The organism is Sporosarcina sp. (assembly GCF_029257255.1).
Taxonomy (GTDB): domain Bacteria; phylum Bacillota; class Bacilli; order Bacillales_A; family Planococcaceae; genus Sporosarcina.
Window position 1 is genome coordinate 1 of the sequence record NZ_JARICI010000073.1, and the last position, 24079, is coordinate 24079.

At 42.3% G+C, this 24079-nt stretch carries 26 protein-coding genes and 1 pseudogene; 15 read left to right on the top strand and 12 right to left on the bottom strand.

Features of this window, described 5'->3' with window-relative positions; genetic code table 11:
• Window positions 1–141: 141 nt before the first annotated feature.
• The 4 genes from Q1J64_RS13810 to mutY all read right to left on the bottom strand — a co-directional run bounded on the left by Q1J64_RS13810 (window position 142) and on the right by mutY (window position 4129).
• Window positions 142–1887, bottom strand: coding sequence for an ABC transporter ATP-binding protein (locus tag Q1J64_RS13810; protein WP_301109673.1), 1746 nt, complete (start codon window positions 1885–1887; stop codon window positions 142–144).
• Between the two features lie 54 nt (window positions 1888–1941).
• A complete protein-coding gene (gene ntdP / locus Q1J64_RS13815; protein WP_301109674.1) occupies window positions 1942–2484 on the bottom strand; it encodes a nucleoside tri-diphosphate phosphatase in 543 nt (180 codons plus the stop codon).
• Between the two features lie 200 nt (window positions 2485–2684).
• Window positions 2685–3011 (bottom strand): gamma-type small acid-soluble spore protein, encoded by a 327-nt coding sequence (locus Q1J64_RS13820; protein ID WP_301109675.1) that lies wholly within the window; start codon window positions 3009–3011, stop codon window positions 2685–2687.
• A gap of 71 nt (window positions 3012–3082) precedes the next feature.
• Window positions 3083–4129, bottom strand: a complete 1047-nt coding sequence (mutY, locus tag Q1J64_RS13825) for an A/G-specific adenine glycosylase (RefSeq protein ID WP_301109676.1) — start codon at window positions 4127–4129, stop codon at window positions 3083–3085.
• A gap of 121 nt (window positions 4130–4250) precedes the next feature.
• On the opposite strand from mutY, the gene Q1J64_RS13830 reads away from it, so the two are divergent.
• Complete coding sequence (locus Q1J64_RS13830) at window positions 4251–5234, top strand: metal-dependent hydrolase (protein ID WP_301109677.1); 984 nt, start codon at window positions 4251–4253, stop codon at window positions 5232–5234.
• Window positions 5235–5532: 298 nt separating this feature from the next.
• Here the strand turns inward: Q1J64_RS13830 and Q1J64_RS13835 are convergent, their stop codons facing one another.
• Both Q1J64_RS13835 and recX read right to left on the bottom strand, forming a co-directional pair.
• Window positions 5533–5865, bottom strand: coding sequence for a YfhH family protein (locus Q1J64_RS13835; protein ID WP_301109678.1), 333 nt, complete (start codon window positions 5863–5865; stop codon window positions 5533–5535).
• A complete protein-coding gene (gene recX, locus Q1J64_RS13840; protein WP_301109679.1) occupies window positions 5855–6667 on the bottom strand; it encodes a recombination regulator RecX in 813 nt (270 codons plus the stop codon). Before recX ends, Q1J64_RS13835 begins: the two co-directional genes overlap by 11 nt.
• A 93-nt stretch (window positions 6668–6760) precedes the next feature.
• Between recX and Q1J64_RS13845 the strand changes: the two genes are divergently transcribed.
• From Q1J64_RS13845 to Q1J64_RS13870, 6 genes are all read left to right on the top strand, one after another.
• Window positions 6761–7657, top strand: coding sequence for a TIGR01777 family oxidoreductase (locus Q1J64_RS13845; protein ID WP_301109680.1), 897 nt, complete (start codon window positions 6761–6763; stop codon window positions 7655–7657).
• Window positions 7658–7763: 106 nt separating this feature from the next.
• Complete coding sequence (gene pdaA, locus Q1J64_RS13850) at window positions 7764–8564, top strand: delta-lactam-biosynthetic de-N-acetylase (RefSeq protein ID WP_301109681.1); 801 nt, start codon at window positions 7764–7766, stop codon at window positions 8562–8564.
• A 364-nt stretch (window positions 8565–8928) separates the two neighbouring features.
• A complete protein-coding gene (locus Q1J64_RS13855; protein ID WP_301109682.1) occupies window positions 8929–9141 on the top strand; it encodes a hypothetical protein in 213 nt (70 codons plus the stop codon).
• Between the two features lie 40 nt (window positions 9142–9181).
• Window positions 9182–9352 carry an SE1561 family protein gene (locus Q1J64_RS13860; protein WP_301109683.1) on the top strand — a complete coding sequence of 57 codons (171 nt, stop codon included), beginning with the start codon at window positions 9182–9184 and terminating at the stop codon, window positions 9350–9352.
• 26 nt (window positions 9353–9378) lie between these two features.
• Window positions 9379–10911: a fumarate hydratase gene (locus Q1J64_RS13865; protein WP_301109684.1), complete on the top strand. Its 1533-nt coding sequence runs from the start codon at window positions 9379–9381 to the stop codon at window positions 10909–10911.
• 226 nt (window positions 10912–11137) lie between these two features.
• On the top strand, window positions 11138–13042 hold the full coding sequence (locus Q1J64_RS13870) for a heavy metal translocating P-type ATPase (protein ID WP_301109686.1): 1905 nt from the start codon (window positions 11138–11140) through the stop codon (window positions 13040–13042).
• Window positions 13043–13081: 39 nt separating this feature from the next.
• Here Q1J64_RS13870 and Q1J64_RS13875 read toward each other — a convergent pair whose 3' ends face one another.
• Both Q1J64_RS13875 and Q1J64_RS13880 read right to left on the bottom strand, forming a co-directional pair.
• Complete coding sequence (locus Q1J64_RS13875; RefSeq protein WP_301109687.1) at window positions 13082–14029, bottom strand: YihY/virulence factor BrkB family protein; 948 nt, start codon at window positions 14027–14029, stop codon at window positions 13082–13084.
• A 38-nt stretch (window positions 14030–14067) separates the two neighbouring features.
• On the bottom strand, window positions 14068–14505 hold the full coding sequence (locus tag Q1J64_RS13880) for a YtxH domain-containing protein (protein WP_301109688.1): 438 nt from the start codon (window positions 14503–14505) through the stop codon (window positions 14068–14070).
• Window positions 14506–14719: 214 nt separating this feature from the next.
• Between Q1J64_RS13880 and Q1J64_RS13885 the strand changes: the two genes are divergently transcribed.
• Window positions 14720–16075, top strand: coding sequence for an alanine/glycine:cation symporter family protein (locus tag Q1J64_RS13885; protein WP_301109689.1), 1356 nt, complete (start codon window positions 14720–14722; stop codon window positions 16073–16075).
• Between the two features lie 75 nt (window positions 16076–16150).
• Window positions 16151–16372: a DUF1128 domain-containing protein gene (locus tag Q1J64_RS13890; protein ID WP_301109690.1), complete on the top strand. Its 222-nt coding sequence runs from the start codon at window positions 16151–16153 to the stop codon at window positions 16370–16372.
• Between the two features lie 29 nt (window positions 16373–16401).
• Here the strand turns inward: Q1J64_RS13890 and motB are convergent, their stop codons facing one another.
• The gene (gene motB, locus Q1J64_RS13895) at window positions 16402–17169 is read right to left on the bottom strand and encodes a flagellar motor protein MotB (RefSeq protein ID WP_301109691.1); all 768 of its coding nucleotides are present in this window, start codon (window positions 17167–17169) and stop codon (window positions 16402–16404) included.
• Window positions 17153–17968: a flagellar motor stator protein MotA gene (gene motA, locus Q1J64_RS13900; RefSeq protein WP_301109692.1), complete on the bottom strand. Its 816-nt coding sequence runs from the start codon at window positions 17966–17968 to the stop codon at window positions 17153–17155. Before motA ends, motB begins: the two co-directional genes overlap by 17 nt.
• Window positions 17969–18153: 185 nt before the next feature.
• Here motA and Q1J64_RS13905 point away from each other — a divergent pair, with 185 nt between their 5' ends.
• The 3 genes from Q1J64_RS13905 (at window position 18154) to Q1J64_RS13915 (ending at window position 20408) form a co-directional block, all read left to right on the top strand.
• Window positions 18154–19386: an aminopeptidase gene (locus Q1J64_RS13905; protein ID WP_301109693.1), complete on the top strand. Its 1233-nt coding sequence runs from the start codon at window positions 18154–18156 to the stop codon at window positions 19384–19386.
• A 108-nt stretch (window positions 19387–19494) separates the two neighbouring features.
• The gene (locus Q1J64_RS13910; protein WP_301109694.1) at window positions 19495–19635 is read left to right on the top strand and encodes a hypothetical protein; all 141 of its coding nucleotides are present in this window, start codon (window positions 19495–19497) and stop codon (window positions 19633–19635) included.
• Window positions 19636–19832: 197 nt separating this feature from the next.
• Complete coding sequence (locus tag Q1J64_RS13915) at window positions 19833–20408, top strand: beta-class carbonic anhydrase (RefSeq protein WP_301109695.1); 576 nt, start codon at window positions 19833–19835, stop codon at window positions 20406–20408.
• Between the two features lie 62 nt (window positions 20409–20470).
• Here Q1J64_RS13915 and Q1J64_RS13920 read toward each other — a convergent pair.
• Both Q1J64_RS13920 and Q1J64_RS13925 read right to left on the bottom strand, forming a co-directional pair.
• Window positions 20471–20833 (bottom strand): annotated as a pseudogene (locus tag Q1J64_RS13920) (NADPH-dependent FMN reductase); the annotation flags it as partial.
• Window positions 20834–21109: 276 nt separating this feature from the next.
• Window positions 21110–21655: a GNAT family N-acetyltransferase gene (locus Q1J64_RS13925; protein ID WP_301109696.1), complete on the bottom strand. Its 546-nt coding sequence runs from the start codon at window positions 21653–21655 to the stop codon at window positions 21110–21112.
• A gap of 262 nt (window positions 21656–21917) precedes the next feature.
• Here Q1J64_RS13925 and Q1J64_RS13930 point away from each other — a divergent pair, with 262 nt between their 5' ends.
• From Q1J64_RS13930 to map, 3 genes are all read left to right on the top strand, one after another.
• Entirely contained in the window at window positions 21918–22655 is a 738-nt protein-coding gene (locus Q1J64_RS13930) for a TspO-related membrane protein (protein ID WP_301109697.1), read from the top strand.
• 146 nt (window positions 22656–22801) lie between these two features.
• On the top strand, window positions 22802–23143 hold the full coding sequence (locus Q1J64_RS13935) for a magnetosome magnetite crystal formation protein family (protein WP_301109698.1): 342 nt from the start codon (window positions 22802–22804) through the stop codon (window positions 23141–23143).
• Window positions 23144–23237: 94 nt separating this feature from the next.
• A complete protein-coding gene (map, locus tag Q1J64_RS13940; protein ID WP_301109699.1) occupies window positions 23238–23987 on the top strand; it encodes a type I methionyl aminopeptidase in 750 nt (249 codons plus the stop codon).
• Window positions 23988–24079 lie beyond the last annotated feature (92 nt).

Genomic DNA, 24079 nt, shown 5'->3' on the forward strand with positions numbered 1-24079 from the left:
TATATCCTGATTTCCCATCGAGATATTCATGAATAATCATCATCTTAAATTCATTACTATACTTAGCCACAATAAAACACCCCAAAAGTTAGATTTTATAACTCTAACTTTTGGGGTGCACATCACATCGACGTTTTTTTCTTATGCGCCAAGTTCCTGACGGTTAAACAGTCCAGCATATGTCCCGTTCTGTCTCATCAATTCCTGGTGTGTTCCTGATTCTTTTAATTCGCCGTGGTCTATCACATAAATACAGTCAGCATGTGTAATAGTCGACAAACGGTGCGCGACGATCAATGTTGTCCGCTCGTGCGCTAAACGTTCAAGGGAATCCTGGATTAGCGCTTCACTTTCCAAGTCAAGAGCGGATGTTGCTTCATCCAAAATCAGCAATGCCGGATTTTTTAAAAATACCCGTGCAATCGCGATACGCTGTTTTTGTCCACCTGATAATTTCACGCCCCGTTCACCGACACGTGTATCATATCCTTCCGACAGCGTTTCAATGAATTCATGTGCATTCGCAGCTTTTGCAGCCTCAATGACTTCTTCATCTGTGGCGTCAGGCTTGCCCATTAGAATATTACTTTTGACAGAATCACTGAACAGAATCGAATCCTGCAGTACCATGCCGATCTGATCGCGTACCGATTTAACCGCCACATCACGGATATCCTTGCCGTCAATGCGGATGGCGCCGGAAGTGACATCGTAAAAACGCGGAATCAAACTGATAATCGTCGACTTCCCTCCCCCGCTCATTCCGACAAGGGCTGCTGTTTCTCCCGGACGGATTGTTAGGCTGATATTCCTCAGTACTTCCTCTTCCTCATAAGCGAAAGTAACTTGATCAAACTGAATTTCTCCATCGATTGCAGGTAAATCTTTCGCATCTTTTTTATCTTCTACATCGTACTTTTCATTCATCAACTCAAGAACACGGTCCATTGACGCAAATGACTGTGTCAGTGATGTAGATGAATTAACCAGTCTGCGAAGCGGTGAATACAAACGTTCAATGAATGCGATAAATGCAACCATGGTTCCGACGGACAACGGGCCATTGATCACTTGATAACCCGCATAACCAATGACTAGCAATGGTGCAACGTCTGTGATGGTATTAACAACCGCGAACGCCTTCGCATTCCATCTCGTGTGCTCTATGGCGCTGTCGAGAAATTTATTATTCACTTCATCAAAGCGTTCCTGCTCTTTATCCTCGATCGCAAAACTTTTAATCACACTGACACCCGCCACTCGTTCATGCAGATAACTCTGCACATCGGCAAGTGCCTGGGAACGTTTGCGTGTCAATTCGCGAAGCTTTCCAAAGAAGTGCTTTACACTGAATGCGTAGAATGGAAACGCCAGCAGTGTAACCAATGTCAGCTTTACATCCAAGGTCAGCATGATACTTATTGCAATGATGATTGTTGCCAAGTCCAGCCAAACGTTCATTAAGCCGATCATGACGAAGTTCTTAGTCTGCTCAACGTCATTGATCACTCTTGAAATGACTTCACCTGCCCGTGTATTCGAATAGAACCGCAAACTCAATTTCTGCAGGTGTCCATATAAAGATTGACGGATATCAAACAGAATTTTATTACTGACAAGCTGCGCATAGTATTGGCGGTAATATTCCACAGGTGGCCGAATTAAAAAGAATAATACCGTTGTGCCGCCAAGCCAATAAAATAAATACTTGGTTTTATCCGGATCGGTCATTGTCGGCGAACCGATAATGTCGTCAATGACGATTTTCATCAATAACGGTAAAAATAATGGAATCGCAAATTTTATAACTCCGATGAAAACCGTAAAGATAATCTGCCAGTTATAAGGCTTTACGAATTGAAGATAGCGTTTAATACTTTCGCCCATATTGTTCCTCCTACCAAAAAAACCTGACTCGCACAAAGGCAAGCAGGTTGTTCTTTACTCTTCCTGAAGCTGTTTATAAAACTCATATCGGGAAGTCCAGACATCAATAAAATCAGGTGCAAACGGACCTTTCCGCTGTTTGATCCAGCCCAGGAGTTGTGTTAAATTTTCTTGTAGAATCTGATCGATGACTTCCGGATAGTTCATTTGGCGCTTATGATCGGCATATTCATCTTCGTCCAAAATCAAATAACTCATATCCGGGAATACTTTTACGTCTAAGTCATAATCAATGTATTTCAAAGACTTTTCATCAAACACAAACGGTGAACTCATATTAACATAATAGTAAACGCCGTCTTCCCGCAGCATGCAGATGATATTAAACCAGTTTTCCGCATGAAAATAACAAATAGATGGCTCGCGCGTTAGCCAAGTTCGCCCGTCTGATTCAGTCACAAGGGTGCGTTCATTTCCCCCAATGATGATGTTACGGGTACCTTTTAATACAGTTGTTTCCTGCCACACTCGGTGGATCTTACCATTATGTTTGTAACTGTGAATCTGGATCTTTTCTCCTTCTTTTGGGATTGCCATTTTTTCTACCACCTTTGAGCCCTCTGCCGCTGCCCTTGCTATCTGTTCATTATACCAACTGCTTTCCCAAATTTAAAACGATTCAACCATCTATTTCGTATTTGCTTCATTTCTATGGGACCCAAGAATGTTTTTATGTATAAAAAAACCGGTAGAAATGGCTTATGTTAGCCATTTCTACCGGTCGGCGATGTCCATACTTACTTTGAACCCTTATATTGGTTCGCACGTGCACCCGAAGCGTTTTGCTTGTTAGCTTCTGCTTGACGGTTCTGCTCTTTTACATGGTTCACATCTGTTTCAGATGCATATTCCTCATTCATGGATGACTGCATAGAAGAGGAAGCGGACTGCATTTGTCCAGCAGATTGCGCATTTTGCTGACGGACCTGGTTCACGTCCGTTTCAGATGCATACTCTTCGTTCATTGGCTGCTGCATAGCAGACTGCGCATTCTGCTGGCGCACTTGATTCGTATCTGTTTTAGATGGATCGTACTGAGCGTTACCTTTTGGTTGCTTAGGCATGGATTATTCACCTCCGTACCCCTTATGATGTCCACTGCACTTCTATTTATGCATTAAAATACAAGTAGTTTTTACCAATCAAGGCTTTCGATGATTTTCAAGACAGGTTTAGGCTTCGGAAGAGAATCAATTTCTTCTTTACTGAAAAATGTTAACTCTTCACTGGTCAGCGTTTCAGCCGTTTGTGCACGGTACGCATCTATTTCCCACGTAATGTGAGAGAAGACATGCGCAAACTCCGTCGTTTTAGTAACATTCTTCAGTTTGATGCCGCTTTGTTTTTCAAATGCCTCTGCTGCTGCAACGTCCTCCAGGTCGATCATAGGAAATTCCCATAGACCTGCAAGCAGACCTTTCCCCGGTCTTTTTTGCATTAGCCAATTGCCTTCTTCATTTTGAATTGCAAATGCACCAAGTTTAAGATGCTTCATTTTTTGCTTTTTACTCTTAATTGGCAGCTGCTGCTGTTTTCCTTGCTCAAAAGCGTTACAAAAATCACGAACCGGACATAATAAGCAGTGAGGATTCGGCGTACAGATCGTTGCACCCAGTTCCATCAGCGCCTGGTTGAAGGAGGATGGATCTTCTTCTGAAATCAGTTCCATCACAGCCTGCTCGAATAGTTTCTTATTTCGTGGAAGTGCAATATCTTCTTCAATCAATAAAATTCGCGATAATACGCGCATGACATTGCCATCCACTGCGTGTTCCGGCACTCCGTATGCAATACTCAGAATTGCACCCGCAGTATAAGGTCCGACACCTTTTAAAGAAGATATCTCTTTGCGGTTATTAGGCACTGTGCCGCCATACGTCTCCACTACTTCCCGTACGCCTGACTGCAGATTCCGCACGCGTGAATAATAGCCGAGTCCTTCCCACATTTTAAGAATCTCTTCTTCTTCGGCATTCGACAGATCCTCCATTGTCGGAAATTTTTCGATAAAACGCTCATAATAGGGAATGACTGTCTCTACACGCGTTTGCTGTAGCATGACTTCAGATACCCAAATATAATACGGATTACTTGTTCTTCTCCATGGCAGATCTCTTTTTTCGGCTTGATACCATGAAAGCAATGCCTGCTGGAATGCCTTCTTTTGTTCAATTATTTGCATAGTTACCTCACTATTCTATTCTTATGCTTTTAGTTCTCGTGAAAAAGGGTATATAATTACTATTAAGTTTAGAAAATTTTAGACAAATCTCGACACCTTCTGCAAAAAAAGGAGTGATGACTTGGATACAGGTACACATATTGCCATGGGTGTTGCCATTAGCGGACTGGCACTTGCCGATTATACGGTCGCAAATGATCCTTCTACAATGGGGGCAGTTTTTGCCGGTATCATGGTTGGTTCACTAATTCCCGATATCGATACTGTATTGAAACTTCGAAATAACGCGGTTTATTTACGCAATCACAGAGGAATTACACATTCTATTCCCGCCGTGATGCTGTGGCCTCTGCTGATATCTATTCTGCTAACATTCATAGTGCCGGGAGCTGTGTTTCTGCATGTTTGGGCATGGACATTTTTTGCGGTATTCATTCATGTATTTGTGGATATCTTTAATTCATACGGGACGCAAGCGCTTAGGCCATTTTCACAACGATGGGTTGCGATCGGCGTCATCAACACATTCGATCCGATTATTTTTGGTCTTCATGTAATGGCAATTTTAGCGTGGTTTTTTGGAACTGATCCTGTCGTGACAATGTTTACATTATATATTGTGATCTTTTTCTATTATTTACTTCGCTTCGCAGTCAAAGGCGCAGTCAAACGCGCAGTCAAAAAAACTGTGCCGGGCGCTACAGATATCTTCATTGCACCGACAATGAACTTTTTCCAGTGGCGCATAGCCGCCACAACAGAGGTTGATCACTATGTAGGACGGGCTTATGGTCGTTCAATCACGATATACGATCGTTTCAAGCGTGAACCGATGCCTGTTTCAAAAGAGATCTCGGTAGCTTTGGAGGATCCAAATATGCAGGCGTTTGTCTCCTTTTCGCCTCTTTATCGCTGGTCAGTTTCGTATGTGGGAGATCTGTGTGAGGTCCGTCTGATTGACTTGCGCTACCGCAGTAAAGGCTACTATCCCTTCGTCGCTGTTGCACATGTAGATGAAAATCTCGAAGTAGTAAATTCCTATACCGGTTGGATTTTCTCGGAAGACAAATTGCGCAAAAAACTGAACTTTGCACCAAACAATTAAAGAATGAGGCTGTCTTGAAAGATAACATTACTTTCAAGGCAGCTTTTTTTAATAAAACAGCTCGCGATTAGCCAAGTAACCGCACCAAAGAAGGTAGGATCCGAACCAAAAAGAATCAGGAGCGAACCAAAGTATGCTGGGAGCGCACATTTATACAGATTTACCGCACCAATCCAATCTCTAAACGCTCCAAACTGACAGCTCACCGCACCAATCCCTTTATCTACTGGTCCTAAAAATAAGAACCATCCTAAAAGTCAGATGAACCTGACTTTCTGGACAGCCCCGTTCTGTATTCTTATTTTCCGCTCTTTACGTCTTTAAGCATAGCAAGCGGTAAGGCTTCGATTGCTTTCTCTCCGCCTAAGCGATAACCCCAGGCGAATAAACCTTTTAAGTAATCAACCTGGAAAAACACACCGTCGTCGCCTTCAATACGATATATCTCTCCCGGCTTGATAGTTGCCGGATCTACCAGATAAGACTGAACCAATACGGCTTTGCGCTGATGCACTGCATATTCACTGATCATGCCCATCTGCTCCGCTTTTCGCGCTTTCTCCATAAGTACGCCAATTTCGCTGCGCAGTTCATTTTCATTCATTTCACTGTAATGTTTTTCAGTAGCCATCTTCTTCATTCCTTTTCTTTTCAATAAATAAATCAATTTGCGCAAGCGGTATTCCTTTTTGATACATCGATTGCTTTACGCGCTGCCGTAAATCTGAACCCGAATATTTGCTTTGGTAGCGTCTCCAGGCTTTTTCGCCAAAGGTTTCCGTAATATCAGTCCATTCATCTTCATCGCGTTCAATGGTCAAATTGCTCAACACTTCCGAAATCTGCTGATAGGAAAAACCTTTCCTTGCCAGTGTGTTCTGTATTTTTTGCTTAACTTGCGCAGGCGGCTGCTGAGAGTTTGAACGCATCGTTTTCTCAGCAAGCTTCATCGCATTTGCCATTTGATCTTCCATCGTATACTCCTCCAATGCTTGATTTTGCAGTTCTTTGGGTATACCTTTCTTATAGAGAGACTGCTGAATAGCTCTTGGTCCTTTAAGAGAGCTGTTCTTTTCTGTTCGAACGAGCGCTTCCGAAAAGGCTTCATCATTCAAAAAGCCCAATCGTTTCAGTTTCACGATTGCTTCGAGGACCACGGCCTCTCCATACTCCTTTTCGAGAAGTTTCTTTTTGACTTCCATTTCACTGCGCATGCGGAAAGATAAAAAATGCAGCGCACGGTTAAAGGCTTTTTCAATTTGATCGGCATAGACAATTTCATCGGATGCCCAGTCGTCCAATTCCATGCCCTTCGTGAGCTCAAATTTCACTAAAACGGATTCATGGACACTAAATGCGTACTGTTCATCGACGAAAATATTATAACGTTCGCTATCTCTTTTTTGTTGTGATATTTTGGTAATAAGCGGCACTTCTTCATCACCTACTTTGTATCAGTATACCGCTTCTTTAGAAGTTGGTCAGTAATAGTGTATTAATTTCTCAGAGATTGGAGGGTAACTATTATGAAAGTGGCAATAACAGGAGGAACAGGATTTATCGGCAGCATACTAACTGCCAAACTTCAACAAAATGGCCATGATGTAATTATTCTAACACGCAAACCTTCGTCTGAGCATGACGGCATTCAATACGTCCAGTGGCTGACAGATCATGCAGCACCTGAGAATGAAATCGGCCATTTGGATGCAATTGTGAATTTAGCGGGTGTATCGATCGATGAAGGTCGCTGGACATCTGAGCGTAAAAAAGCGATCCGTGATAGTCGGATTACAGCTACACAAGAGGTTTTGCGAATCGTACGGACATTGCCTGAAAAACCAAGTGTTCTGGTCAATGCCAGCGCAATCGGGATTTATCCGCCGTCACTCACTGCGGAATATACAGATTCATCTACAGCCGTCGGCGAAAACTTTCTTGCAAAGACTGTATATGACTGGGAAAATCTAGCTGAACATGCTGGCGATTTAGGTGTACGAACGGTGTTCACTCGATTCGGTATTGTCTTAGGCAAAAAAGGCGGTGCGCTTCCGCTGATCAAGTTGCCTTATCAATTATTCGCTGGCGGAAAAATTGGTTCAGGTAATCAGTGGTTTTCATGGGTCCATGTGGATGACGTCGCAAATGCCATTATCTTTTCATTGGAAAATAATGCAGTAAAAGGTCCTGTAAACGTTGTAGCGCCAAGTCCTATGCATATGAATGCATTCGGTAAGACGATAGCGAAAGTGCTCGGCAGACCACATTGGTTTCCAGTTCCAAGTTTCGCAATGGAACTGGCATTGGGTGAAAAAAGCATCGTCGTATTGGAAGGGCAGCATGTGCTGCCTACAAAGCTGTTACAAAACGGCTTTACATTCCAATATCCTTCATTAGAACCCGCCTTAAAAAATTTGTTGTAGAGCTCATTCGATTCAGGAGATGCCATCATCGCATCTCCGGTCATTTTAACATTCATACATATTAAAAGCCGTACAGCACATGCTTTATAAAAAGGAGTTGTGATGTATGGCTAAACATATTTCAGGAATTTTATTAGGCTCCATCTTGCTCATCGTAGGGATTCTGGTCAATCCGTACGCGGTAAAAGCAGAGGAATTTCATTGGGGATTCAAGAAATCGACGGACGGGGTTCCGCCTTCTGCAGGTTCTGAACTCGATAAGCTACTGGATGATCATGGAGCAATTTATAAAGGTCAAGGCGAAGAGAAGATTGTCTATTTGACCTTTGATAACGGCTACGAAAACGGCTACACCGAGAGTATTCTGGATACTTTAAAGAAAGAGAAGACCCCCGCCACCTTCTTCATAACAGGCCATTATGTAAAAAGCGCCAGCGATTTAGTGAAGCGCATGGTGAAAGACGGCCACGGAATCGGCAACCATTCCTATGATCATCCGAATATGGCTAATTTATCCGAGCAGCAAATGAAAGAAGAATGGAAAAAACTTGACGAAGCACTATATGCTGTTACAGGCATAAAGCGTACAGTCTACGCCCGCCCGCCTGAAGGCGTATTTAATGCTAAATTGCTTCAAGTAGGAAACGACCTCGGCTACCGTCATATTTTCTGGTCGGTTGCATTCATTGATTGGCACAGGGATCAGCCTAAAGGCAAAGACTATGCCTATAACGAATTAATGAAGCAGCTGCATCCTGGCGCTTTGATTCTGATGCATACGGTTTCTCCTGATAACTCGCAGGCTCTTCCCGATTTCATCCGGGACGCAAAGAAACAAGGTTATAAATTCCACACGCTGGATCAGCTGGTTGAAGAGTATGAAAGCAAAAATTCGATGACTCAATAAAAAAGAGACCTTGTCTGTATTGTTTCTCCAACAGACAAGGTCTCTAATTATTTGGTTCTTCTTCAATTTGCATGTGTGTATTCGTAGTTATCCAATTCCTAACCTCAATTGGACAGTTACGGATCCCCTCCTTCGTGTTTACGTATCTAGGATTCGATTCGTTTCTATAACTACGACCTCCTTTTCTTTTAATTATTCTGACTATACCATCTATTCTGTTAGTTGTAAACCCTTTTAATTCATTTATTTAAATATTTTGCTCGGGCTTAGGCTACAAGTATTTTCTGAATCCTCTCATCTACCGTCGAAATTAACTGCGGTTCCAGGCTATGAGCGCGCTAGCCGGTCCAATGAGCACGGCGGGGTGCGTAATGATCACGTAGACGAGCCAAATGATCACACGGCAGGAGTGTATGAGCGGCGGCGGCCGGGCTATGAGCGCTTGAACTTTTACTATGATCATTCGAAAAGTTTCTCTGGCATGCTAGCCGCGTCAAGAAGGCTTCCGTCGGGAAAGTCGGACATTGACCCGCACAAACATGAATCTCAAGCAGAAAATCAGATTGAAAAAGATTGATTTTTCATATACGATATCAATGATGGAAAGAGGTGGATGTATGGACACGTCACAGAACAAAGACCAAGTCGTCGAACTAAAAAACCGGTTCAATCAATTCCTAGAAACACTCGAAGCTATGGAACCGGAAAAAACTGACCTCCAAGAAATAGACCGGCTGATCATGCTTTTGGATGAGCTGGAAGAACAGATGGACAGTTATAAAAAATAACATATATATATATCGGGGGATTTGAGATGTACATAGAGAATATCGAAAAAAGTATGTATAATCTGATTTGTGAAACATCTACGAACTTACCTAAGGATGTTAGACGTGCGATTCTGGCTGCTAAAGAAAAAGAGAACAAAGGAACGAGCTCAGCCATGAGTTTAGACACGATTGCCAAGAATATTAATATGGCGGACGATAAGCTCTCTCCTATCTGTCAGGATACAGGACTTCCTACTTTCAAAATTAAAACACCAGTCGGCGTCAATCAATTAGAGATCAAGGCGGCAATCGTACGTGCAATTGAACTTGCTACAAAGGACGGAAAACTTCGCCCAAACGCAGTTGATTCATTGACTGGTGATAATAGTGGCAATAACTTGGGAATCGGTCTCCCTGTTGTGAAGTTTGAACAATGGGAAGAAGACCATATCGAAGTGAAATTGATTCTTAAAGGCGGCGGCTGTGAAAACAAGAATATCCAATACAGTCTGCCAACTGAATTAGAAGGTCTTGGACGTGCTGGACGCGATTTAGACGGTATCCGCAAGTGTGTACTTCACTCCGTTTATCAGGCGCAGGGACAGGGTTGTTCAGCTGGTTTCATTGGAGTGGGAATCGGCGGCGACCGTTCTTCCGGCTATGATTTGGCAAAAGAACAGCTATTCCGCGATGTAACAGATGTTAATCCTAACCCTGAGCTTGCTAAACTGGAAGAGTATATTCTGGAAAAAGCGAACACACTTGGAATTGGTACGATGGGCTTCGGCGGCGAAGCGACATTGCTTGGCTGTAAAGTTGGCGTCATGCACCGTATCCCTGCAAGTTTCTATGTTTCTGTAGCGTATAATTGCTGGGCTTATCGCCGTATGGCAGTGGATATTAATGCGGAGACTGGCGAAATTACAGACTGGCATTATAATGAAGGCGAGAAAATTGCATTTGAACAGCCAGCAGAAGAAACAAAATCGACTGCACGTGTAGTGAAACTGCAAGCTCCTATTTCAGAAGAAGAAATCCGCGATCTTCGTGTCGGCGACGTAGTGAAAATCTCCGGACGTATGTACACTGGACGGGATGCGATTCATAAGCATTTATCGGAAAATGATGCACCTGTAGATTTGAACGGCCAAGTTATTTATCATTGCGGCCCGGTTGTATTGAAAAATGAAGAAGGTAAATACGAAATCAAAGCAGCAGGGCCTACTACTTCGATTCGTGAAGAACCGTATCAAGGTGATATCATGAAGAAATTTGGTATCCGTGCGGTTGTCGGAAAAGGCGGCATGGGTCCTAACACGTTAGCTGCGCTTCAGGAACACGGAGGTGTGTACTTGAACGCAATTGGCGGTGCTGCTCAGTATTATGCAGACTGCATTAAAGAAGTTGAAGGTGTCGACTTGCTGGAGTTCGGTATTCCCGAAGCACTTTGGCATTTGCGTGTGGAAGATTTCACAGCCGTTGTCACAATGGATTCTCACGGCAACAGTCTTCATGCAGATATCGATAAATCATCATTGGAAAAACTATCTCAATACAAAGAAAAAGTCTTCAATTAATCAGCCGGTAGCGAATGAAATTTCATTCGCTGCTTTTTTTGAGTTTTCCGGTCAATTCAGTAACACTCCTTTTAAATTAGTGCTATACTATAATTAATAACAATTACAATTTCATAATCATTCTATTTTGAGGTCCAAAAAGTCGATTCTACTACTGTAGAGTCGACTTTACTGCTTTAATTATTCATTTGAAATTGAAATTCATTATCAATTAGGAGGAGTTCAAATGACAACACACACAAAAGAACAGCCCGAACAGAAAATTGACTGGTCAGCCCGCTTTGAATTAATTGCTGCTATTGTTTCAGGTATTTTCATATTAGCTGCATGGATTTTGAGTAAAAATGGCACAGAATCATTTGCTATCACACTATACATCATCGCATTTTTAATTGGCGGGTATGCCAAAGCGAAGGAGGGTATCGAAGAAACCATTAAAAATAAAGAGCTGAATGTTGAGATGCTGATGATATTTGCGGCAATCGGTTCCGGGATTATCGGCTATTGGGCTGAAGGTGCCATATTGATCTTTATTTTTGCAATCAGTGGTGCACTGGAAACCTACACGCTCAATAAAAGCCATAAAGAAATTTCTTCATTAATGGAGATGCAGCCTGAAGAAGCATGGTTGATTGGTGAAGATGGCAACGAGCACAAAGTCTCGACCTCTTCCTTGTCAATTGGAGCGGTATTACTGGTGAAACCGGGTGAACGCATTCCGGTTGACGGTCAAGTCGTAAGCGGGATTACATCGATAGATATGTCGGCAATTAACGGTGAATCGATTCCTGTGACGAAGCAAGAAAACGATGAACTGTTTGCAGGAACAGTGAACCTCAGCGGAGCCATCCGAATGACGATGACAAAGCCAAGTTCTGAAACATTATTTCAAAAGATTATTGCAATGGTCCAGAATGCACAAAGCGAAAAATCTCCTTCGCAGCAATTTATTGAACGCTTTGAAGGATCCTATGTAAAAATTGTACTGACTGCGGTTTTAATCATGATGGTCCTCCCCCACTTTGTTTTCGGTTGGGACTGGACGACAACATTCTATCGTGCCATCGTATTGCTGGTAGTCGCTTCCCCCTGTGCACTGATGGCTGCGATTATGCCTGCGACACTTGCAGCTGTTTCGAACGGTGCCCGACGCGGTGTGCTGTTTAAAGGCGGCGTTCACCTGGAGCATTTGAGCTCGCTGAACGCTTTTGCATTTGATAAAACTGGTACGTTAACAACAGGCAAACCGATTGTCATGGATTTCATTGTCAGAGAAGGAACTGATTCAAATGAAGCACTCGCTTTATTCGCAGGTGTCGAGTCTATGTCGAATCACCCGCTGGCTAAAGCAATCATTCAGTATGCCGATCAGCAGCAGGTCTTACCTGAGCGAAATCTTCAAATTGAAGACGTCCCGGGCTACGGGATCAAAGCCGAAACAGATCATGGTCTTATCCATATCGGGAATCCTAAATTTGTCGGCGTCGACCTAGTGGAGACATTTCAAGACGGCATCGCAACATCACTTGCCAATGAAGGTAAAACGGTCATTTTTATGAAAGATGAACAGGGTATTGTCGCGCTGGCCGCACTGAAAGATACACTGCGAAAAGAAGCCGTATCCTCTATTAAGGCATTGCAGGCGCTTGGCATCCGCACGGTGATGCTGACAGGAGACAATGAAAAAACTGCCCATGCCATTGCAGAAGAGGTCGGTGTGGACTCTTATGTTGCGGAATGCCTGCCTGAAGAGAAGGTTATTCATCTTAAGAAGTTATTGCACGAGTATAAAACAGTCGGCATGGTCGGCGACGGCATTAATGATGCACCCGCTCTCGCTACCGCCACTTCAGGCATTGCAATGGGTGAAGGAACAGATGTCGCTTTAGAAACAGCGGATGTCGTGCTGATGCAGAACGACTTGAACCGCCTGTCATATGCCATTAAGCTCTCAAGAAAAATGCAGCGCATCGTCAAGCAGAATGTCTTCTTCTCGATTGCAGTTATAGCAATCCTCATTATCTCGAACTTCATGCAGGTGGTTGATCTGCCGCTCGGTGTCATCGGTCACGAAGGCAGTACGATACTCGTCATACTGAATGGACTGCGAATGCTCAATAAAATTGAATAGGAAAAAGGCAAGAGCTGAATCATTCAGCTCTTGCCTTTTTTATACTATTGCCTGTTGCTTCTTTTCGTACCGCCCTTGCATGACTGAATTAATAATGCCGCCAATCAGCAATATGATAGCTGACAAATAGAGCCACATAATTAAAATGATGATTCCCGCGATACTGCCGTACGTATTCGCATAGCTGCCAAAATTACTAATATAGAAAGAGAAAGCCAGCGAAGTAAGTATCCAGCCGATCGTCGCGAAAATGGAACCTGGAATTATGCTTTTATAATGCAGCTTGGTATCTGGAACGAGCCAGTACAGCAATGAAAATACAGCAAAAATCATTACTGGCGGAATGAGAAAACGAATAAAATTCCAAACCGTTAAGAATGATTCTTCCAATCCTAAGAAGGAGAAGAAGAACTTACCGATTGGCTGGCCGAAAATCGGCAGAACCAAAGCTACTAGAACTGTAGCGATCAGCATGATTGTAAAGCCGATGGAAAGTCCTTTTGAAACGAAAAAATTACGGTCGTCTTCTACTTCATATGCTTGATTCAATCCTTTCGAAACAGCACTCATACCTTTAGATGCAGACCAGATTGTCGCGAGGATACCGACTGACAGCAAGCCGCCGCTGCGATTATCCAACACTTCGGAAAGTGTTCCTTCAATCAACGAAGCTGTGCTTTCTGGCGCGTACTCACGAATGAACAGGAATATCTGGCTTTGATCCAGATTCAAATAAGGTAAAAGCGTGAAAAGAAAGATTAGTAGAGGGAATAATGACAATAGGAAAAAGAACGCCAACTGTGAGCCAGCAGCTGATACATCCAATTCTTTCAATCGAATAATTAATTGTTTGATGAAGCCGCTCGTAGTTGTGGGATTAAAATCATCATCGTTCCCGTCCTTGACGTCATGAATAAATCCTTTTACTTTTTCGGTTCTAGAAACTTCCTCAGAATTTGAAGAAGGGGCTGCTTTGTGATGATTCACTTCATGCGTCCCCCTTTCATTTATTGACTCACTATTTATTACTTCACTAATGATACTACGTTTTTTTTTTGAACCATCGGCGGTAATGAACCGTCCTCCTGGTTAGTTTCGGCAGAAGATTGATTTGAATCCTCGTCGATAATCTGCTGATACTCTGTTTTTGCTTCGCTAAATGCCTCTTTCGTGTCGGTAAACATTTCTTTCACCTGCGGAGTCAATGTTTTAATTTCATCCACTTGTGCTTTAATGTATCCCACATCACCCTTCACTTGCTCGACAAGAGATTGAACTTTGTCTTTCTTTTCTTGGAACTGATTTTTCACTAAATCTGGATTTTCTTTGTAATACATAATTTTTTCATAAGAAACTCTTGCTGAAGTTGCTGTAGATTGTCTCGTTGCACGATCCAGCATACTGACGGCCGCGCCAATTATTGCGCCTCCTAAGATAAATCTTCCTAACTTGCTAGAACCCATGAATTTCGCCTCCTTATCGCGTTGACCTTTCACTTCATTATACCCACACTGCAAGTTACCAAACAACGAAAGTGACACTTATTTTAAAAAAAGCTTGACGCAGTGGTCTATTTTTCGGATTATTAACAATAACATGAAACAAGTGTATTTCTTTGAAAGGAGCTGATGCACAAGATGTAAAGATTGGATAAAATCATGTATTGGGGGCGAGAATATGGAGAGAATAGAGAATTTTTTAACTGCTGCATCAAATTTAATTTGGGGACCACCGCTGCTGATCTTATTAATTGGTACCGGAATATTTCTTACCATACGACTGACAGTTATTCAATTACGTTTATTACCGTACTCATTAAAACAAGTATTTTCACGAAAGCATGAAAAGAAAGCTGACGGAGATATTTCACAGTTCCAGGCACTAATGACAGCCATGGCCGCAACGGTTGGGGTCGGTAACATTGTCGGTGTTGCTTCCGCAGTAGTTGCAGGGGGCCCGGGTGCAATATTCTGGATGTGGCTGGCTGGATTCTTCGGGATGGCAACCAAATACAGTGAAGCGATCCTGGCAGTAAAATATCGTGTCAAGGATTCAAAAGGCTTAATGGCCGGCGGACCAATGTATTACCTGGAGCATGGTCTCAAGCAAAAATGGCTGGGTGTATTGTTCGCAATCTTCGGTGCGCTTGCGGCATTCGGAATTGGTAACGGCACACAATCAAAAGCCGTTGCGGACGTTATGAAAAGTACTTTCAGCGTTCCCCATTGGATTACAGGAGTAGCTCTTCTTGCATTTGGTGCGCTAGTAATCCTCGGCGGGATCAAATCTATCGGACGTGTAACCGCATTTTTCGTACCCATTATGGCATTGTTTTATTTCATTGCCGGGGCGATTGTTATGGTACTTAACATTGAGCAGGTACCGGCTGCATTTGGACTTATTTTCTCTGACGCATTTACCGGGCAGGCAGTAGCAGGCGGTGCAATCGGTACGGTCATCCGCTTCGGTGTTGCACGTGGTCTCTTCTCCAATGAAGCCGGACTTGGTTCTGCTCCTATTGCGGCTGCAGCTGCAAAAACAGACTATCCTGGACGTCAAGCTCTCGTGTCAATGACACAAGTTCTGTTTGACACGTTAATCATCTGTTCCATTACGGGTGTTACAATTGTTATGAGTAATCAATGGCAGGACAAATCGATTGATGCCGGCGCATTAACCGCTGCAGCATTCGGTTCATTCTTGGGAGACATCGGACCAATACTCGTCTCCATTGGTCTCGTATTCTTTGCTACTTCTACTATTTTAGGATGGAGTTATTATGGCGAGAAGTGTTTCCAATATCTTGTGCCGAATGCTAAAGCAGTTCTTATATATCGTGCAATATTCGTTTTATTCATTTATGTCGGTGCAACGTCTTCACTCGATCTGGTATGGCTGTTAGCAGATGTTTTGAACGGTCTGATGGCAATTCCAAACTTGATAGGACTTCTTGGATTATCAGGAGTAGTTGTGCTAGAGACAAGACGTTTCAAGAAGAAGATCGACGAAGAACGGGAAGAAGCAAAAAAATAACGTTTTACAGTTTAGTTGACAGCTTCCTGCTTTCGTGAAATGATAGATTTAATAGCATAGAAAGGCGGTTCCGTCATGGATTTATCTACAAAATCACCTGAAAATATTGCCTACATGATTGAAAAAATCAAAGAAAAGCTTCGCATGGTAAATGTGGATGCGATGAAATCTGATAATTTCAGCACAGAGCAATATGAAGACTTGTACTATATGTATGAAATGGTCATGAAACGTGATAATATCACACCAAATGAAATGCAGGCAATTGCTGCAGAGCTTGGTTCATTACGCAATTAAAAAGACTCCCTAAAGGGAGTCTTTTTTCGTTATTGCGGTTCAATGCTGGTCCCGTCTTCCATGACAAGCGGCTGAATGAGTACTTCTACTCTTCGATTTTTACTACGGTTTTCAATTGTATCATTTGGTACGATTGGTTTAAATTCACCGTATCCTTTTGCACTGAAAAGATTAGGATCCACTTCATTACTTTGAACGATAATTTCTAGAAAGTTCACCGCACGCATGACACTCAGTTTCCAGTTTGATGAATACTGCGCATTGTGAATTGGAATATCATCGGTGTGTCCGGTAATAATAACCTGACGCGGCCTGTCCAATGTAAGGAGCTGGGATATATCATGAGCAAGACTTTTATATTCCTGGCTAATCGCTGCTTCACCCGATTTAAATAGTACGCTGTCTCGGATTGTCAGCAATAATCCTTCACTCGTGAGCTCGGTATCAAATTGACTTTCCAGCTCATTCACTGCGATATACTCCTCAAGGTCCGCCTGCATTTCACCCAGCGACTGCTGATCTTCCAAATACGATGAGTTTTCATTCAGTTCCCCTACAGAATCGTCCGGCACCGGAACATTTGTTGGAGCGGATTCACTCATGATGCCGCTGCCGCTTTCGAATATTTCACTGAACACTGCCGACATCTGCTGAAATCGTCCTTCATCCACAGAACTGCTGGCAAATAGCACGATGAACAGCGCGAGCAGCAATGTTAATAAGTCAGCATAAGGCAGCAGCCAGGATTCATTGATATGTTCGATTTCATGTTTCTTTTTCTTACGTTTCTTCGACAACCTGACCAGCCTCCTTGCCATCGCCGCCGTCTGAAGCCAGCTTCTTCCGGTCTTCTACTGAAAGATAAGATGCGAGTTTTTGTTCAATCACACGAGGCGCTTCCCCTTCCAGTACGGATAGGATGCCTTCGATGACCATAATCTTCTGCCTGACTTCTTCCTTCGACTTACGAACGAGCTTATTAGAGAATGGGTGCCAAAGTACGTACCCCGTAAAGATCCCTAGCAGAGTGGCAACAAATGCTGCCGAGATTGCGTAACCAAGTGCATCCATATTATTCATATCGCTCAAGGCAGCAATAAGTCCGACAACTGCTCCAAGAACACCTAGCGTTGGTGCATAAGTACCGGCCTGTGAGAAGATCAACGCGCCAACAGAATGTCGTTCTTGCATCGCTTCCACTTCCTCACTTAACACATCACGTATATAATCTGCGTTCTGGCCGTCAATGGCTAGACCTAAGCCACTTTTTAAAAACGGATCTTCAATTTCATCTGTTTTAGCTTCTAAAGCTAATAAACCTTCACGGCGTGCTACATCTGCCCACGAAGAGAACAAACGGATTAAATCAGCGTCCGATGTCAGTTTTTGCTGAGTGAAAATAATTTTGAAAAGTTTAGGTACACGCTTCAATTCATTCATTGGGAAAGCAATAACTACTGCCGCTACAGTTCCGCCAATGATGATCAAAATTGCTGCCGGGTTGATTAGTGCATCAGGTGTTACCCCTTTAAGCGTCATCCCGACGAGAAGTGCGACTAAACCTACTACTAGTCCTACCACTGTGGATAAATCCATTTTAAAAGCCTCCAAGTACTTCATTCTTCTTATTATTTCGGTCAATTCCCGTAGTTCTTTAGTAGAAATGCAGAGCAAAACGTGATGATTTTATGACCGTTTAAATTCTTTCTGTTGCTTTATAATTGCGAAGTGAGATCCGCCCTTGATAATATTGACTTATTAAGTAATAAGGAGATGTTACAATGGAACAATTTCAACCACAACTTTCCAACTATGCTGAACTAGCCGTTAAAGTAGGTGTCAACATTCAGCCAAACCAATATTTATTTATAAGTGCTTCTACAGAAACTACTCAATTAGTCCGATTAATCGTTGAAGAAGCTTACGAAGCAGGTGCACGTCAAGTATTCGTTGACTGGACAGATGATGTTGTCACACGTCTACGCTTCGAAAAAGCTCCGGAAGATTCATTTGCGGATTTCCCATCCTGGAAGAAGATGGAACGTGAAGAGCTTGCTGAAAAAGGTGCTGCTTTTATGTCTATCGTCTCACAGGATCCCGATTTATTAAATGGCATTGAGTCCAAACGTATCCGAGATAATCAAAAGGCATCCAGCACTGCGCTCAGTAAGTTCAGACAAGCGATGCAGGCGGATAAATTCAGTTGGACTGTCATTGCTGCCGCTTCACCTACATGGGCTGCTAAAGTATTCCCTGACAAACCTTCTAATGAACAGGTTCCTGCTTTATGGGACGCGATTTTGCGCGCTGTGAGGGCGGATTTGCCCAATCCTGTAGATGCGTGGCTCAAGCATGATGAAAACCTTCATAAAAAGGTAGATTACCTGAATGGAAAACATTATCACAAACTCCATTATACAGCTCCTGGGACAGATTTAACAATAGAATTACCGGAAAAGCATCTATGGTGCGGAGCAGGAAGCATCAATCAGGCAGGACATGAATTTATGGCAAATATGCCAACGGAAGAAGTGTTTACAGCTCCGCTTAAGAATGGTGTGAACGGTTATGTATCAAGTACAAAACCCCTTAGCTATGCAGGGACAATCATCGATAAATTTAAAATTACATTTACAGACGGTGCGGTAACTGATATTTCTGCGGAGCAGGGAGAAGAAATGTTGAAGCAGCTGATCGATACAGATGAAGGCGCTAAGTTTTTAGGTGAAGTGGCGTTAGTGCCGAATGACTCTCCTATCTCAAACTCCAATATTTTATTTTATAATACGCTGTTCGATGAAAACGCCTCTAACCATTTGGCGATCGGCAGTGCATATGCCTTTAATTTAGACGGCGGGAAAGAGATGACTTCTGAGCAGCTGCAGGAAAATGGTTTGAACCAAAGCCTGACACATGTGGACTTCATGATCGGTTCAGAAGACATGGATATTGATGGAATTACAGCAGATGGAAACGTTGAACCTGTATTCCGTAAGGGTAATTGGGCATTCTAAAATCCGTCACATTTTATTCAAACTTTGATTAAGACTCTTAAAATTCACTTGGATATGGTGTATAATAAGTAATAGAACATATCATAAATTGAAATGAGGGACTCACAGATGGCTTTAATGTTCACTACAGTTATCGGTTACACAGTAGTACTTGGGCTGGCGTCATGGTTTACAATGCATTTCTTGGCGACTGCACTGGATTCATCTGACTCAGTAATCATTGATCCAAAACCTGAAGCAAGAAACTAATTTGTTATATTCCGTCTGAGATGGATATAGCTTTACAGGACAGAGTTGCCTCCCCGGCGACTCTGTTCTTTTATAATCTATTGAATACAACTGCAGTAGACAGAACATTTTGATGCTTCAGGCTGGAATATTAGGTAGCAGCGGGTGTAATATATGTATTGAGTGAAATAAGATTAAAGTCCAGGAGGGTTATAGAAATGACATCGTTATCTGAAATTATGAATTACAATCAAGCATTCGTGGAAGAAAAGAAATACGAAGAATTCGCTACTACCAAGTTTCCAAATAAGCGGATTGTCATCCTAACTTGCATGGACACCAGACTGATTGAATTGCTTCCTAAAGCAATGAATCTTAAGAATGGCGACGCAAAAATCATTAAAAGTGCAGGCGCCATTATTACACATCCATTCGGAGGTCTTATGCGAAGTATTCTGGTAGCAGTCTACGAACTGCAGGCAGATGAAGTATATGTAGTCGGCCACCATGACTGTGGTATGAGCTCGATCGATACAGACCGTATTCTCGGCAGTATGGTCGACCGTGGAATCAATCCCGAAATGTTTAAAACACTTAAATACTCAGGTATCGATATGGAAGCATGGCTGCATGGTTTCAGCGATGTCACAGAGAGCGTCAAAAAGAGTGTCGATGCAATCAAGAACCACCCATTGATTCCAACAGATGTAAACGTCCACGGACTTGTCATCGATCCTTCGAACGGCAAGCTGGATGTTATTGAAAATGGTTACGAAACAGCTGAAAGTGTATAATGGCTGTTAGTGGGCTGATCCCAAAATCATGATTGTATGATTTCTGGGACAGCCCTATTTTTTTATCTGAGTGTTTTTAACGCACCACTCCAGGCAATAACTTGGTCAAGCATCAAATCCACATTATCCCAATGCAGATCTTGCGGCTTCAATACCGATCCGTTTTCAAAATCAGTAAAAAGAGATAGTGTAGGATAAGTACGCACATCTGCAATCATTAGTTCTCCCCATATACCTCGCAAATGTTCTGCCGCTCGAGCCCCATCTGTTGAACCATAACTTACAATACCCGCAGCTTTGTTATTCCACGCATCACGTGCAAAATCCAATGCATTTTTCAACGCTCCTGAAATACTATAATTGTATTCCGTTACAACAAATACAAAACCATCCAAGCTAGCCAGTTTGTCGTTCCAAGCCGTAATTTACCGAGGAAGATTCTCGATTACCAACAGCCAGCCGTTCTATTTGAACAAGAGCTAGCGAAGTTAGCGTAATTTTTTAGAAAGTAAACCAAAGAAAAAACAGCTTTTAAAGGGAAGGAATAACGTCCACCTTCCATACATACACTGAAATTTATCTAAGTGGCTAACTTAATATTGCAATTTAGTAATATTTGTATACGAATTAAGAACCGGCTTCTATTCGAAGAGCCGGTTCTTAATTTTTGCTATCCATTTCCGCCATGCGGTCTTGCCCTGTCAATAATCTTCTTCTAAAATCGCGTACATATAGTGATCTTCCCATACACCGTTAATAAACAACAACTGGCGTAATAAGCCTTCTCTCTTAAAGCCTGCCTTTTCCAGTACTTTCACAGACCCGACGTTACGGGGAGATACATAAGCTTCCACCCGATGCAGATTGGCTTTCTCAAAAGCAAAATCATTCACCAAGCTCACTGCTTCTGTTCCAATTCCTCTGCCTGCCTGGTTTTGATCGATGGAATAACCGACAAACCCGCTGGAAAACGGCAGCCGCTTAATACTGTACAAAGAAATCTGTCCGATAATCATACTCGACCTCGAATCAAAAATCCCAAAATTGTATTCTCTTCGGTCACGCATTTGATAAAGTGATTCTCGGATTTTATCTCTCTGCATAGCAACAGTGTAATACGTGCTGTCATGCCGTGGTTCAAATTCTGTCCAATAATCTTTATTCGCAATAAGCAGCTGGGTAAACTGATAGGCATCATCTTCTGTTAGTACCCGCAAGTAACACTGCTCCCCTTCCAGTAAAATCATATTCTCCTCATCCTTTTCCAAGCATTCTGTTCTTATCGTATATTTCATTCTGGTTATGAATGAAATGGAGAATCCATGCTGTTTTCCTGAATTTGTTAGTATTCATTATAGTATCTTTCGCTTCTATAAGACAACTATATCAAAAAGTGAAAGTTTACAGTGAACAGAATGCCATACTTTTTTTATTTGTAAAGGAAAATTCATACTTTCCTCATTTATTATCCAATATTCTCTGTATACTATTGTTCAGGAGGATTTTATCATGCTAAGAATAATATTTATGGTACTTTCGCTGCTCATCATGATCGGCACACACATAGCTGCCAATTTGATTCCGTTGAATGGGCTGACTACATGGGAAATCGCCAATCGAGTACCTGTTTTGTTCATGCCGGCAGAATATGTCTTTTCCATCTGGATTGTGCTTGATCTGTTACTGGTGAGCTGGTTATATTCATTTGTTAAAACTTCAGCTGGTCTTTCTTCATCGATTGTCACTTTACGGACAATCTGTTTTAGTCTCAGCTGCTTTTTAAATATCGCATGGCTATTATTATGGCACTATGGCTTTTACTACTGCGCGATCGTCAGCGTTATCACTTTACTGATCTGCTTATTGGTTTTCTATTTTAGTTATCCGAAAATGGATTATCTGAGTCGGGAGCGCTTGCCAATCTCCGCCTACATGGGCTGGATTTTCATTGCGGTCATTGCGAACACATACTATGCTTTCAAATTTCATGACTGGACAGGATGGGGTCTCAGTGATCCGTTATGGACTGTCATCTTCTTGAGCCTGACTACCGCTATTGCTTTACACTTTATGTATCATTATCGGGATTCGATTTTCAATTTGATCATCATTTGGTCTTTCATCGGAATAGCGATTAAAAATGGTACGGATGAATTGTTTGTCTCTACAGCAGCTTTATTTCTTTCGGCAGTGATTGCTTTTATTTTATTCATGGGAAAACGTTTTTCTAAATTGAAAAGTTTATAAGCGGGCTGTCTGGGAGTCATGAAAACATGACTTTTTACAGACAGTCTTTTTTATGAACAATATTTCAAGTGATGTTTTAAGTAAAGAAGGGTATAGGTTATAGTATGAACTATCATGCTATAGTGGACTGAATTGGAGGTTACATTATGACAAATTCAAAATTACTCTCTTCTCTATGTTATTTCAGTATTTTTTTTGCTCCTCTTCTGCTGCCTGCTATTATCTTTTTTGCGACAGATGAGTTTGACGTCAAGCGACACGCAAAGAAATCCATTATTTCACATATCATTCCGATGGTTTTATTAATTGCAGGGTTTGTAGTCATGTCATTCTCTATTTTCTCTTTCGATCCACAGGTTGTTGCACCGTCTGACAACAACTTTATATTTTGGAGCCTAACTCCACTCGTTTTCATTATTTTATACAGTCTGCTGTTCCTTGTGGTATTAATTTGGAATGTTTATCAAGGAATTAAGGTATTAAGATAAGATAAAGCTTTTTGTGCAAATCACTAAAAGTTCATTGGGAGAGTATGATATAGTATGAATTGTATAATTTGTACGGAAGAAAGGACTTGTGAATATGATTATAAAAAGTGATGAGCAGTTAGAGGGGTTACGGAAGATCGGACGTATCGTCGCAGAAATTCGCGAGACGTTGAAAGAAGCTGCAGCACCGGGCGTGACGACGAAAGAACTTGATGAACTAGCCGGACGCTTATTTTCCGAAAAAGGTGCAGTTTCCGCTCCAATCGATCAATATGACTTCCCGGGCTATACGTGCATCAGCGTCAATCATCAGGTAGCACACGGGATCCCCGGCAGCTATGTTATTAAAGACGGCGATCTCGTCAACGTGGATGTGTCTGGTTCATGCGGCGGCTATTTCGCTGATACTGGTATCTCATTTGTAGTCGGTACGCCTGACGCCAATAAACAAAAACTGTGTGATGTGGCCAAATCTTCTTTAGAACGCGCGCTGGCAAAAGTCAAAGCAGGCTCCAGCCTGAATCAGATCGGTAAAGCAGTGGAACGTGAAGCAAAAGACAACGGTCTGCATGTCATAAAAAATCTGACAGGCCATGGGATCGGCACGTCGCTTCATGAAGAGCCGCAGCACATTCTGAATTACTATGATCCATGGGACAAGGAACTTTTGAAAGAAGGAATGGTTCTTGCTGTAGAGCCGTTTATTTCACAGAAAGCTGAACATGTCATCGAGCTGGATGATGGCTGGACGTTTGTTACGCCGGATAAATCCTTAGTGGCACAAATTGAGCATACAATTGTCGTGACGAAGGACGAACCGATTATCCTGACTTCCATTGACTAAAATTCATGAAGAGCATTTGCCATACGCGCAAATGCTCTTTTTTGTTTAGCTCTGTTAAACGAGATTACCGATAATTCATTAATATAGAAAAA

Excerpts from the sequence above, each read along its gene's own strand:
- Q1J64_RS13810 (WP_301109673.1), bottom strand. The coding sequence starts at position 1,887 with ATGGGCGAAAGTATTAAACGCTATCTTCAATTCGTAAAGCCTTATAAC.
- ntdP (WP_301109674.1), bottom strand. The coding sequence starts at position 2,484 with ATGGCAATCCCAAAAGAAGGAGAAAAGATCCAGATTCACAGTTACAAA.
- Q1J64_RS13820 (WP_301109675.1), bottom strand. The coding sequence starts at position 3,011 with ATGCCTAAGCAACCAAAAGGTAACGCTCAGTACGATCCATCTAAAACA.
- mutY (WP_301109676.1), bottom strand. The coding sequence starts at position 4,129 with ATGCAAATAATTGAACAAAAGAAGGCATTCCAGCAGGCATTGCTTTCA.
- Q1J64_RS13835 (WP_301109678.1), bottom strand. The coding sequence starts at position 5,865 with ATGGCTACTGAAAAACATTACAGTGAAATGAATGAAAATGAACTGCGC.
- Q1J64_RS13845 (WP_301109680.1), top strand. The coding sequence starts at position 6,761 with ATGAAAGTGGCAATAACAGGAGGAACAGGATTTATCGGCAGCATACTA.
- pdaA (WP_301109681.1), top strand. The coding sequence starts at position 7,764 with ATGGCTAAACATATTTCAGGAATTTTATTAGGCTCCATCTTGCTCATC.
- Q1J64_RS13860 (WP_301109683.1), top strand. The coding sequence starts at position 9,182 with ATGGACACGTCACAGAACAAAGACCAAGTCGTCGAACTAAAAAACCGG.
- Q1J64_RS13865 (WP_301109684.1), top strand. The coding sequence starts at position 9,379 with ATGTACATAGAGAATATCGAAAAAAGTATGTATAATCTGATTTGTGAA.
- Q1J64_RS13870 (WP_301109686.1), top strand. The coding sequence starts at position 11,138 with ATGACAACACACACAAAAGAACAGCCCGAACAGAAAATTGACTGGTCA.
- Q1J64_RS13880 (WP_301109688.1), bottom strand. The coding sequence starts at position 14,505 with ATGGGTTCTAGCAAGTTAGGAAGATTTATCTTAGGAGGCGCAATAATT.
- Q1J64_RS13885 (WP_301109689.1), top strand. The coding sequence starts at position 14,720 with ATGGAGAGAATAGAGAATTTTTTAACTGCTGCATCAAATTTAATTTGG.
- Q1J64_RS13890 (WP_301109690.1), top strand. The coding sequence starts at position 16,151 with ATGGATTTATCTACAAAATCACCTGAAAATATTGCCTACATGATTGAA.
- motA (WP_301109692.1), bottom strand. The coding sequence starts at position 17,968 with ATGGATTTATCCACAGTGGTAGGACTAGTAGTAGGTTTAGTCGCACTT.
- Q1J64_RS13905 (WP_301109693.1), top strand. The coding sequence starts at position 18,154 with ATGGAACAATTTCAACCACAACTTTCCAACTATGCTGAACTAGCCGTT.
- Q1J64_RS13910 (WP_301109694.1), top strand. The coding sequence starts at position 19,495 with ATGGCTTTAATGTTCACTACAGTTATCGGTTACACAGTAGTACTTGGG.
- Q1J64_RS13915 (WP_301109695.1), top strand. The coding sequence starts at position 19,833 with ATGACATCGTTATCTGAAATTATGAATTACAATCAAGCATTCGTGGAA.
- Q1J64_RS13925 (WP_301109696.1), bottom strand. The coding sequence starts at position 21,655 with ATGATTTTACTGGAAGGGGAGCAGTGTTACTTGCGGGTACTAACAGAA.
- Q1J64_RS13930 (WP_301109697.1), top strand. The coding sequence starts at position 21,918 with ATGCTAAGAATAATATTTATGGTACTTTCGCTGCTCATCATGATCGGC.
- Q1J64_RS13935 (WP_301109698.1), top strand. The coding sequence starts at position 22,802 with ATGACAAATTCAAAATTACTCTCTTCTCTATGTTATTTCAGTATTTTT.
- map (WP_301109699.1), top strand. The coding sequence starts at position 23,238 with ATGATTATAAAAAGTGATGAGCAGTTAGAGGGGTTACGGAAGATCGGA.